Origin of the sequence: Patiriisocius hiemis, assembly GCF_031846325.1 — a bacterium.
GTDB classification, from domain to species: Bacteria; Bacteroidota; Bacteroidia; order Flavobacteriales; family Flavobacteriaceae; genus Patiriisocius_A; species Patiriisocius_A hiemis.
Map to the genome: position 1 here is coordinate 109053 of NZ_JAVRHZ010000009.1, position 11835 is coordinate 120887.

Below are 11835 nucleotides of genomic sequence, written 5' to 3' on the forward strand. Positions count from 1 at the left end.
AGATACTATAAAAAGTGAAAGTAAATTAAAGAAAGTAATCTATTCAGACAGTTTAAAATTGTAAATAATCTTTCCTATTTGTTTTGCTGGAGCATTAGGATCTGGATTAAATTTTGTTTCTAGTGCTGCTCGCTTTGCTGGATTGAATAAACAAGGGTTAGTTTCAGAGCCTCTTCCTAGACTAGCTTGAATAACATTTCCTTTTCTATCAACTGTTATCTTTATTACTACTTTACCACTTTCATTACAATCTTGAGTATATTTAACCTTATTAAGTGCTTTACGACCTCCCAAGAGGTAATTACCATCACCATCTAACCCTTTTCCTGTTCCGTAATAACTACTCGCATTAGGGTCTCCATTAGGGTTTCCTTTGTCACCCGGAGTATCATCATTACCTTCTCCACCTTGAGCTGTCCCATCACTTTTTGGCCCATTAATTAAGCTAGATAACGCATCACTTGTAGATTTATCTGGCTTTGGGTCTGGCTTTTTGGGAGGTTGTTTTTTTGGCTCTACTTTTTTAGGAGTTTCTTTTTGCTCTTTTTTGGTTTCTTCTTTCTTTATCACAGGAGCATCTTCTGTATCTTGAGTGACAACTTCTTCTTTAATCTCAGATTTAGGTTGTTTTACAGGTTCTGGATTGTTTTGTTTGGGTGCCGATTGTATTTTCTCGGTAGGTTGAATATTTCCACGCCCCGTATCTGTAGTACCAAAATTAACAGCAATACCATTTTCTGGTGGTGGATCTAAATAAGTGAACCCAAAATAAAACAACAATAGCAGAATAATTACATGTAGAATTACCGTAATCGCCATACTCTTTTTTTTATGTTTTGTATCTAGAACGCTCACGCTTTAGTTTTAAATAAACAGTAACAGTTAAATTATTAATTAGGTCGTACCGCTAGTACTACTTTAAAATTATTTTTATTTGCTATATCCATTACCAATACGGCATCTTCAATAGGAACACCTTCTTCTGCTCTTAATATAATAGTAGGCTCTTCTTGTCCAGCTAGTACATTTTGCAATTCTTTTTCTATACCAAACTCACTTACACGCTCTTTATTTACATAGTAGGCACCGCCTTTAGTAATACTCACAGATGCTTTTTGAATATTTGTGCTTTTGCCTTTTGCCTTCGGTAAGATTAAATCTAAAGCATCTGGCGTAATTGCAGGTGATGTAAGTAAGAAAAAAACTAACAACAGAAAAACTATATCTGTCATAGAGCTCATACTAAACTCTGCGCTTACTTTATTTCTACCTCTTAGATTCATATTAAGCTGGTTCGTTTAAGATATCTAAGAAGTCTACCGCAGTAGCTTCCATCTGGTGTACCACTTTATCTGTCTTTACTACAATATGGTTATACCCCATATAAGCTATAATACCAACAATAAGCCCAGCAACAGTTGTAGTCATAGCTGTATAAATACCTTCTGCAAGCGTTCCCATTTCTGCTTGACCACTACTTGTGGCTAATTGGTGAAATGCTAATACCATACCAATTACTGTTCCTAAGAAACCAATCATTGGTGCAGCACCTGCAATGGTTGCTAGTACACTTACGTTTTTTTCAAGTTTATATACTTCTAGTCGTCCTGCGTTTTCAATAGCTGTATTAATATCCTCTAGTGGGCTACCAATACGTGAAATCCCTTTTTCAGTTAACCTAGAAACTGGGCTATTTTGCTGAATACATAATGCTTTTGCAGCTTGTACATTACCAGAAGAGACATTGTCTCTAATCTGGTTCATAAAATTACCATCCATTTTTGAAGCTGCTTTTACAGCAAAAAGTCTTTCAAAATAAATATAGACAGCAATAAATAGGAGTACAAAAAGTACTAGAATTATAATTTGTCCCGCAAGACCTCCATTCATTAAAAGGTCTATAATTGAAAGTGTTTTTTCTACAGGTTCATCTTCCAATAAAGGATCAACGTCCTGTGCACCATCTTGCATAAAGAGGTTTATCATAGTGTTATTGATTTTTAATAGTAACGAGAATCGTTATAAGAAATTGTTGTTAGTGCGCAAATAGTACTCGCTCGATAAGTAAAAACACACCTGCTCCAGCTAAGAAGCCTATAGCAGCTAACCAAGCTATCTTTTTTAAGTACCAGATAAAATCTATACGCTCCATACCCATAGCTGCAACACCCGCTGCAGAACCAATAATAAGCATACTTCCACCTGTTCCAGCAGAATAGGCAATAAAGTGCCACAAAACAGAATCTGTTGGTGAATCGTACATACCCATAGAGGCTGCTACTAAAGGAACATTATCTATAATTGCAGAGAATACACCTAATAAAATTACTACAACATCTTGATTAGGAATGGTGGCTTGTAATACTTCGGCTAGATAACGCAAGGTTCCTACAGGGTCGCCATTTTCGGCCACACCATACACCAAACTTTCTAGTCCTGCTACTGCCATTAAAATTCCTAAGAAAAATAAAATACTTGAGATTTCAATTCTTGATAATGCTTTATGAGCAGAGTACAAATGTCTCCTTTCTTTACTGAAGTCCTCTTCTGGATGGATATATTCAGAAACCAACCATACCACACCTAATGCTAACATCATCCCTATATAAGGAGGTAGGTGCGTGATGGTTTTAAATACAGGTACAGAAACAATCATTCCTAACCCTAAGAACAACATTGTTTTACTACTTAATAATCGTCCAGACTCTTCATCATCAGGAAGCTCTTGTGTTATTATTTCACCCTTAAAAGCAGGCAAATACATTGCTATAACAAATGGGATTACAAAACATACTATTGAAGGTATTACTACATACTCGATTAATCCTAGAGCTGTTACATTTTTAGCAATCCACAGCATAGTTGTTGTTACATCGCCAATAGGTGACCAAGCACCACCAGCGTTTGCAGCAATTACAACCATAGAAGCGTACCAAAGACGTTCATTTCTATTAACAATAAGCTTACGCAATAAGGTTACTAATACAATAGTAGCTGTTAGGTTATCTATAATTGCCGATAGAATAAAAGCTAAAACCCCTATAATCCACAATAGCTTTCTTTTACTTTTTGTTTTTACAGCTCCTTTTAAAATTTCGAAACCTCTATGCAAATCTATAATCTCTACTATAGTCATTGCTCCGATAAGGAAGATGAGTATTTCGGCTGTTTTTCCTAAATGGTGAAGTAAGGTGTTCTCAAAGCCATGTTCGGCCTCCTCTCCTCCGGTTAAAAAGTTAAAAGAGTTTTCGTAGGTATCAATCACATCAAACCAGCCTGCATGAAAACCTATAGCAAGTAGTGCCCATATAAGCGCTGCCATTATTAATGCAGGAACTGTTTTATCTAATCGTAGTGGATGTTCTAAGGTAATTGAAAGATATCCAATAACAAAAACTAAAATAATGATTGATTCCATAGTGTAATCTGAAGTTATAAGGTTTTATAATTATAATAATTGTTTTAATGCAATCTCAAAAGCTGTTTTGCTTATGTTTGTTTTGGTACTGTTATTATCAAAAGTATTTTTTATTGCATTTTTAATAGTCATAGAAGTATCGTTAAAGATAGCTTCATCTGTCATTTGTACTTTACGCTCCATAAAGTAGGCAAACACTCTTGCCATACCACAATTTGATATAAAATCTGGTATCAAGCTTACACGCTCGTCTGTAAATTCCATTATTGAACCAAAGAAAATTTCTTTATCTGCAAAAGGCACGTTTGCTCCGCAGCTAATCACCTCAAGACCAGTATCTATCATACTAGATATTTGTTCCTTAGTAATAAGTCTTGATGCTGCGCATGGTGCAAATATTTCACACTCTAAATTCCAAATTTGCTTATTTATTTCCTCAAAGGAAATCATGTTGTTTGCCACTAATGTATTACCATCTTTCTGAAGGAAAAGTTGTTTTATTTCTTCAAAAGAAAAGCCATCTTTATTCACAATACCACCTACTCTATCTATAATTCCTACTACTTTTGCTCCCATTTGAGATAGATAATAGGCTGCAGCTGCTCCTACATTTCCAAAGCCCTGTACAACGGCTCTTTTTCCTTTTACATCACCTCCATAAATAGTATAATAATGACGGACTGCTTCGGCTACTCCATAGCCGGTAATCATATCTGCAACAGTATATTTTCTAGAAACATCTGGAGAATAAGTGTCGTTTTCTAACACTTTAATCACTCCCTGACGTAGTTGGCCAATTCGATTTATCTTATCGGCTTCAGTAGGAGTAAAATGGCCATTAAAAACACCTTCTTGTGGATGCCATACTCCACTTTGTTCTGTAATTGGGATTACCTCATGAATCTCATCCACATTTAAATCTCCTCCAGTACCATAATAAGATTTTAATAATGGAGATACTGCTTTATACCAGCGTTCTAACACACCTTTTTTTCTTGGGTCACTTGGATCAAAATTAATACCTGACTTAGCACCTCCAATTGCAGGGCCAGAAACGGTAAACTTCACCTCCATAGTTTTGGCAAGTGAAAGTACTTCATTTTCATTAAGCCCTACACGCATGCGGGTACCTCCTCCGGCAGCGCCTCCTCTTAGCGAGTTTATGACTGTCCAGCCTTCGGCTTCGGTTTCTGGATCATTCCAATGAAAAACTATTTCGGGTTCCTTGTCTTCGTACTTTTTAAGAAGTTCTTTCATGTAGTTGGTAAGTTAAAACTCTTTTCAAGAGAGTATTGCAACAAATATAAAAAATTGAAAAAGGGTTTGTGTTTATTTTAGGTAAATTTTAATCAATTTTCTCCCACATTTTATCTGCATTTAATTTAAAAGTGCCTAAATGAATAAAGCTACATTCTCTTGGAGCAATTAATGATAAAAAAGCAGTTGATTTTTCTGATTCATAAAGATGATATGTTTCTCCAACTACCGGTTCAAAACTAAACTTAGAAGAATAAATAAGGTTATTATACTCAAACTTTTCCATCATCACTTGATATTCCTTTTTTAAGGAATCAAATTGGGTCTTAAATTGATGGTTTACCTTAGTTATATTAGCGTTTTTCCATGTAGTAACATCTTCTTTTTGTATAGAAGGTGCACCTACATTTGTAGCGTACGGAGTAATATTCGCTTCGTATTCTTGTGAGTCTTCATTAAAAACAACTTGGTCTGGTTTTTCCTTCTTCATAATTTTCACAAAAATAATACTTGAAACATAAGTTTACCGCTATTAAAGGTGTTAAAAATTACCTAAACTAGTTAGGTTCCCAGAATAACAACTTTTAATCTTTCTCTATTTCTTCAATTAAGTTATAAATATGTGGAAGTATCAACTCTGGATTTGCCCAAGCAATTTCATGACCTGTATTAGGTATTGTGACGACCTTGTGGTTTCTAAAATGTTTCGGGGTGTATTCAATATTAATGTATGGTACAATCTTGTCTGCATCACCATGAATATGCACTACCGGAATAGTTACTTTCTTCCATCCTTTTTCTAAAGCTGTTAATTCAAGTGCATGGATAGTTTTTTCATCTCCTGCAACTCTATACCCAGTTGGCACCATCCATCTCGTTATCCACCATTGAGTTAACCTTGACACCCAGAATTCTTTTTCATTAAGAGGGTCTATTGCTGGTGAAACCATAATAACACCTTTTACATTTTTATTTTGTGTTGCAATTTGAGCTGCAATAGGTCCTCCGTAAGAAGAACCAATAACAATGGTGTTTTTTAAGTTATAACTGGTAATTAAGTCACTAAGCAGTTTTGATTGCTTCTTAATTGATGGCATCTCATTACCAAAGTTAGAGTATCCGTATCCCGGTCTATCTATAGCAACTAGATTTACCTTTTTGTTAAGCGAATCGTTTTGCAAATATTTATTCCAAGAGGCTAATGAGCTTGGTGCACCATGAATAAAAAAAAGTGTTATAGAATTATCAGGTTGTGTTATTTCTTGAACTCTAATTTTTAGGTCAAGAGAGTCTACAGGGTAATAACTTATTTTAGTAGGTATTCCTTTTTCAATATGAGTAGCATAAATTTCTTTATCTGTTTCTCGCCATTGCAATGTAGTACAAGAAGAAAAAATAAGGGTAATTAGTATTAAAAACCTCATACTATCAATTAAAAATTATACCGCTACTATGGTCTTTTGACGCACCTGTTACACTTGCCAAACAGTTTACTTCCCCCCTAAGTTTTAAAACACCTAATAGTCCAAAGATTAATGCCTCTTTAAATTCCACTAGCCGTTTTGAAGGAATACTTATTTTATTTTCTGAATAAGCTTCAATTCGCTGCAACAAGAAATCATTATATACGCCACCACCTGTAGATAAAACAGTTCCTCCTCCTTTTATTTGTTTTGAAATTTGAATTGCTATATGTTCTATAAACGTTCTTAAAATATCTTTTATTTCGATGTTTTTAGCATCTATTAAAGGGAAAATAAACTTCTTTACCCATTCAAGCCCTAAGGATTTAGGTGGAGTATCTTGATAGAAGTTTAAATTATTTAAATTACCTAACAGTTCTTTATCTATAATTCCAGTAGCTGCAATATCACCTCTATCATCATAGGCTAGGCCTATTTTTTGGACATAGTAATTTAATACAATGTTTACTGGACAAATATCATATGCAATCCTATTTTTACCCATTACTCTTGAAAGATTTGCAAACCCTCCTAAGTTTAAGCAATATTCATACTCTCCAAAAAGCAATTGGTCGCCAATAGGTACAAGGGGTGCTCCCTGTCCTCCAAGTTTTACATCCTGAACTCTAAAATCACAAACCACAGTTTGTTTTATGTTTTCTGAGAGTGCTTTTAAATTTCCAATCTGTAGTGTTACTCCTTTTTCTGGTTGATGTAAAATTGTATGTCCATGACTACAAATTGCATCCAGAGAAACAATTGTATTCTTTTTTATAAATAAATTAATAACTTCAGAAAGGTAGTTAGTATATAGAGTATTTAATTCTTTTAACTGATTTTCAGTATATGAAATTGCTTCAGAAAGTGATTTTTTCCATTTTTGGGGGTATGGAATTGTTTCAGAAACTCCAAGGGTATAGGTAATTCTCGATTCAGAAAATTTAAAATTTATTTCTGCAATGTCTATTCCGTCAAGCGAAGTACCGCTCATAATGCCAAGCACATGGTAGTTTTCTTTCAGCATACTGCTAATGTAACAAACATCCCAACAAACCTCTTAAAAGTGGGGATTTATTTTGAGTAAAAATCAAATATTGAATTTGTTTATTGGTATTTGAGAATTCAACGATAAGAGGTATCTTTGCATCACTTTTAAAAACTCAATTTCAAACGATTTCGTATTATGGATTTTACCCTATCTGAAGAGCACTTAATGATTAGAGATGCCGCTCGTGATTTTGCAAAAGCAGAGTTATTACCTGGCGTTATAGAACGTGACAATAAACAAGAGTTCCCAACTGAGCAAGTTAAAAAAATGGGAGAGCTTGGCTTTTTAGGAATGATGGTAGACCCTAAGTACGGTGGTGGCGGAATGGACACTATTTCTTATGTTCTTGCTATGGAAGAATTGAGTAAGATTGACGCATCAGCTTCGGTCATTGTTTCTGTAAATAACTCATTAGTTTGTTATGGTTTACAGGCTTATGGAAGCGAAGAACAAAAACAAAAATACCTTACCAAATTAGCAACTGGAGAATCTATTGGCGCATTTTGTTTAAGCGAACCAGAAGCAGGTAGTGATGCAACATCGCAAAAAACAACTGCAATAGACAAAGGTGATCACTATATCTTAAATGGAACAAAAAACTGGATTACCAATGGAGGTTCTGCAGATTATTACCTTGTTATCGCGCAAACAGATCGTGAAAAAGGACATAGAGGAATTAATGCCTTTATTGTAGAAAAAGGTTGGGATGGTTTTGAGGTTGGTCCTAAAGAAGATAAATTAGGCATTAGAGGAAGTGACACACATACCTTAAACTTCAACGATGTTAAAGTGCCTAAAGAAAATAGAATTGGCGAGGATGGATTTGGTTTTAAATTTGCGATGAAAACCCTTAGTGGGGGACGTATTGGTATTGCTGCACAAGCATTAGGTATTGCTGCTGGAGCTTATGAACTTGCTAGGGATTATTCTAAAATAAGAAAGGCATTTGGTACTGAAATTTGTAACCACCAAGCGATTGCTTTTAAGTTGGCAGATATGCACACCAAAATTGAAGCTTCTAGACACCTAGTAATGAAAGCTGCTTGGGACAAAGATCAAGGTAACAATTATGATATGTCTAGTGCTATGGCAAAATTATATGCAAGTCAAACAGCAATGGAAGTTACAGTAGAGGCTGTACAAGTACATGGCGGAAATGGCTTTGTAAAAGAATATCACGTAGAACGTTTAATGCGTGATGCAAAGATTACTCAGATTTACGAAGGAACAAGTGAGATCCAGAAAATAGTAATTTCTAGAGGTTTACTAAGAGACTAAACTAGTTTTAAAATTATAATTAAAACCCAGCCATTTGGTTGGGTTTTTTTGTTTATCTAAATTTAAGCAGCAATTAGAAAACTATGCTACAGATTGTAAAAACAACTAACCAAAATAAAGATTTTATTTCTCTAGTGAAGGAGCTTGACGCCGAGTTAGCTATTAGAGATGGTGACGACCATGATTTTTACAACCAGTTTAACAAATTAGATACTATACAGCATTGCCTTATCGCCTATCTCGATACTTTTCCTGTGGGGTGTGGTGCCATTAAAGAGTATGATACTAGCACTATGGAGATAAAAAGGATGTACACCAAAACCACCGCTCGTGGTAAAGGAGTTGCTTCACAATTATTACAACAACTTGAGAATTGGGCAAGAGAACTTGGCTACCAAAAATGTATCTTAGAAACAGGTATTAATCAACCTGAAGCTATTGCACTTTATAAAAAATGTGAGTACAAACGCATGGAAGAAAACTATGGTCAGTATAAAGGGGTAGCTGCAAGTTTTTGTTTTAAAAAGAAACTCTAATCATTATTAGATAAATTAAGTATTTTTAAAAAAACAAATTCTCATACAAATGAAATCTTTTTCCACCCTGTGTATTTCTATCTTTACTTTATCTGTATTAATTACTAGTTGTAAAAAAGAAAAAAAGGAAGTAATTGAAAAGCCTGTTCCTGTTCTTTGGGAAAATAATGAAGAAACTGAAGAACTTGCCATACAAAAAGAGCACGAAAACCCAAGAATGCAGTTTAAACTTTTGCAATCTAAGTTTACTGACAAAAATGACATCTATGCAGACTTATATTGGGAGGTTACCAATTTTTCTGAAGAACGCTACAAAGAGCTTTCTCCTTTTATACTTGAAAAAAACATACCCTCTATTCAAAAAGAAATAGAAAAAGGGACATTTACATATAAAGAACTTACGCTATTTTACTTAAAGCGCATTTACAAATATGAGCTAAACCCCGAAACAACTCTGCACACTATTATTGCGCTTAATCCTAGAGTGCTAGACGAGGCCGTAGAACGTGATAACAACAATGAAAGCAAAGTACACCCTATCTATGGAATGCCTATTTTATTAAAAGATAACATTAACACATCCAACATGCCAACAACTGCAGGAGCTGTTGTACTACAAGAAAATAATCCAACAGAGAATGCATTTATAGTTTCGCAGTTAGAAAGCAAAGGGGCTCTTATATTAGGGAAGGTAAACTTAAGTGAATGGGCATATTACTTTTGTTCGGGTTGTCCTTTGGGGTATAGTGCCATTGGCGGACAAACCTTAAACCCTTATGGAAGGAAAATATTTGAAACAGGAGGAAGTAGTGCCGGCAGTGGTACTGCTGTAGCTGCAAATTACGCTGTTGCTGCTATTGGAACAGAAACCTCTGGGTCTATTATCTCACCTACGAGTCAGAATTCTTTAGTAGGTCTTAAGCCTACTATTGGAGTAGTAAGCAGAACAGGAATTGTTCCTATTTCGCACTCGCTTGATACGGCAGGTCCTATGGCAAAAAATACAATTGACGCAGCTATTGTACTAGATGCCATTTCAGGAAAAGATGAAATAGATACTGCAACTATTTCAAAAGACCATGACTATGTTTCTTCTATAAAAAACAGTACTCTTAAAGGGAAACGACTAGGGGCTTTAAATAATTTACTAGAAGATTCATTGTACGCTGAAACTATTAAAATTCTTGAAAATCAAGGTGCAGAAATTATAAAATATGATCCACCTCAGCTTCAACTAAATGGTTTTTTAACTCTTTTGAATATTGAAATGCGCGAGGACCTTCCTAAATATTTAGCTAATTATACTTCAGAAAATATTTCAGTAAAAAACTTATCAGAAGTAATGGCTTTCAATCAAAAAGATAGTTTGTTAAACATGCCATATAACCAAGCTTTGTTTGATGGAATTATGGTAGATTCCACCTCATCTGAAGATTTTGTAAAGCTTAGAGATGAATTAATGCAGAAAGGAAATCAGTTTTTTCAAGAACCCATGGAAAAACATCAACTAGATGCCGTAATTTCTATAAATAATTATCACTCTGGGTATGCTGCTGTTGGGAGGAGACCTTGTTTGGCATTACCAATGGGATATAAAGAAAATGGTGAACCTATTGCTATTACTTTTATTGGAGCATCAAATAGTGAAGCCCTATTAATACAACTAGGAGCTGCTTATGAAAAAGCTAATCCTGTACGAAAAATTCCACAGCAATTTTCTAAATAAAGATTAAATAATATTGTGCTTTTTTGCCTTTTGTACGGCTTCAATCTTACTGTGTACTTGTAGCTTTTTGTAGATGTTTTCAATGTGTTTACGAACAGTACTGGGAGATAAGTATAGGTTATCTGCAATTACTGTATAGCTCAATCCCTTACTTAGCTGCTCTAAAACCTCCACTTCTCTTTTAGAAAGTGATATTTCCTCTTGGTCTTTTGGGTTTTCAATATCTATAGGATTTCGTAACAGCTTTAATGTCTTTAATGCAATAGAAGGATTCATTGCAGCACCACCATTCAGCGTTTCATGAATACCATCATGTAAATCTCCTGGATTAATTTCTTTTAATAAGTAGCCGTCTGCTCCAGCTTTAATAGCCTTAAAAATATTCTCATCATTATCAAATGCTGTAAGCATTATAATTTTAATCTGAGGATACTTTTGTTTTACCATCTGGGTAGTTTCAATACCATCAAGAACTGGCATTTCAATATCCATTAAAATTACATCTACATTATGATTATCCTGAAGCTTGGTAAGTAACTCACTCCCATTCAAGGAAGTGTGCTTTATACTAATATCATCAAAAAAAGAAAGTTTTTCCTTGATAGCATGAATAAGGAAACTGTTATCGTCTACTATAGCAACTTTAAGATTCATAATGGGTTAGTTAGTGGATTAAAGATAGTTAAAAATACAAAGAGCTTTGCTAACAAAGTATAGGGCAATTGACGTATTAGAGTTTAACTTCACTTTGAGGGATGAGTGAGTTTGATAAATTATATTTTAAAAAATTGTATGCCTTTAATGCTTCTTGTCTTTTCTCTATCTGCCCACGTTCAACTTTTATACTATATTTTAAGGATGCCACTTTTTGGATATGTAGACTTGAATATCTTCTATTCTGAAGCCAGAACGATACTATTATGAAAGTGACAATAAGCAAAATAATTCCTGAGATAACAAGTGTATAATCCATAGACTTTATTTTTTTGTAAAATTAAATCTATGTACAATAATAAACTATACGGCAGTTGTCGTATTAGACAACTTAAAATGTAAATGAAACAATAGTACCTTTTCCTAATTCAGAGTTATAGTTAATGGTTGTATCT

Annotated in this window: 12 protein-coding genes; 3 read left to right on the forward strand and 9 right to left on the reverse strand. The window is 34.4% G+C overall.

Annotated features, from left to right (window positions below):
- Window positions 1–39 precede the first annotated feature (39 nt).
- The 8 genes from RM538_RS13030 to RM538_RS13065 all read right to left on the reverse strand — a co-directional run bounded on the left by RM538_RS13030 (window position 40) and on the right by RM538_RS13065 (window position 7162).
- Window positions 40–819 carry an energy transducer TonB gene (locus tag RM538_RS13030; RefSeq protein ID WP_311333879.1) on the reverse strand — a complete coding sequence of 260 codons (780 nt, stop codon included), beginning with the start codon at window positions 817–819 and terminating at the stop codon, window positions 40–42.
- A gap of 71 nt (window positions 820–890) precedes the next feature.
- Window positions 891–1283, reverse strand: a complete 393-nt coding sequence (locus RM538_RS13035; RefSeq protein WP_311333880.1) for an ExbD/TolR family protein — start codon at window positions 1281–1283, stop codon at window positions 891–893.
- A 1-nt stretch (window position 1284) separates the two neighbouring features.
- Entirely contained in the window at window positions 1285–1986 is a 702-nt protein-coding gene (locus RM538_RS13040) for a MotA/TolQ/ExbB proton channel family protein (RefSeq protein ID WP_311333881.1), read from the reverse strand.
- Window positions 1987–2035: 49 nt separating this feature from the next.
- A complete protein-coding gene (gene nhaD, locus RM538_RS13045; protein WP_311333882.1) occupies window positions 2036–3418 on the reverse strand; it encodes a sodium:proton antiporter NhaD in 1383 nt (460 codons plus the stop codon).
- Between the two features lie 30 nt (window positions 3419–3448).
- Window positions 3449–4675 (reverse strand): Glu/Leu/Phe/Val dehydrogenase dimerization domain-containing protein, encoded by a 1227-nt coding sequence (locus RM538_RS13050; protein ID WP_311333883.1) that lies wholly within the window; start codon window positions 4673–4675, stop codon window positions 3449–3451.
- A gap of 88 nt (window positions 4676–4763) precedes the next feature.
- Entirely contained in the window at window positions 4764–5165 is a 402-nt protein-coding gene (locus RM538_RS13055) for a DUF2452 domain-containing protein (RefSeq protein WP_311333884.1), read from the reverse strand.
- A gap of 94 nt (window positions 5166–5259) precedes the next feature.
- On the reverse strand, window positions 5260–6099 hold the full coding sequence (locus RM538_RS13060) for an alpha/beta fold hydrolase (RefSeq protein ID WP_311333885.1): 840 nt from the start codon (window positions 6097–6099) through the stop codon (window positions 5260–5262).
- Window positions 6100–6103: 4 nt separating this feature from the next.
- Window positions 6104–7162 carry an anhydro-N-acetylmuramic acid kinase gene (locus RM538_RS13065; RefSeq protein WP_311333886.1) on the reverse strand — a complete coding sequence of 353 codons (1059 nt, stop codon included), beginning with the start codon at window positions 7160–7162 and terminating at the stop codon, window positions 6104–6106.
- Window positions 7163–7321: 159 nt separating this feature from the next.
- Here RM538_RS13065 and RM538_RS13070 point away from each other — a divergent pair, with 159 nt between their 5' ends.
- The 3 genes from RM538_RS13070 to RM538_RS13080 all read left to right on the forward strand — a co-directional run bounded on the left by RM538_RS13070 (window position 7322) and on the right by RM538_RS13080 (window position 10726).
- Window positions 7322–8464, forward strand: coding sequence for an acyl-CoA dehydrogenase (locus tag RM538_RS13070; RefSeq protein ID WP_311333887.1), 1143 nt, complete (start codon window positions 7322–7324; stop codon window positions 8462–8464).
- Between the two features lie 83 nt (window positions 8465–8547).
- Window positions 8548–9000 carry a GNAT family N-acetyltransferase gene (locus RM538_RS13075; protein WP_311333888.1) on the forward strand — a complete coding sequence of 151 codons (453 nt, stop codon included), beginning with the start codon at window positions 8548–8550 and terminating at the stop codon, window positions 8998–9000.
- 49 nt (window positions 9001–9049) lie between these two features.
- Window positions 9050–10726: an amidase family protein gene (locus RM538_RS13080; protein ID WP_311333889.1), complete on the forward strand. Its 1677-nt coding sequence runs from the start codon at window positions 9050–9052 to the stop codon at window positions 10724–10726.
- A 3-nt stretch (window positions 10727–10729) separates the two neighbouring features.
- Here RM538_RS13080 and RM538_RS13085 read toward each other — a convergent pair whose 3' ends face one another.
- Complete coding sequence (locus RM538_RS13085; RefSeq protein WP_311333890.1) at window positions 10730–11380, reverse strand: response regulator transcription factor; 651 nt, start codon at window positions 11378–11380, stop codon at window positions 10730–10732.
- Window positions 11381–11835: the final 455 nt, after the last annotated feature.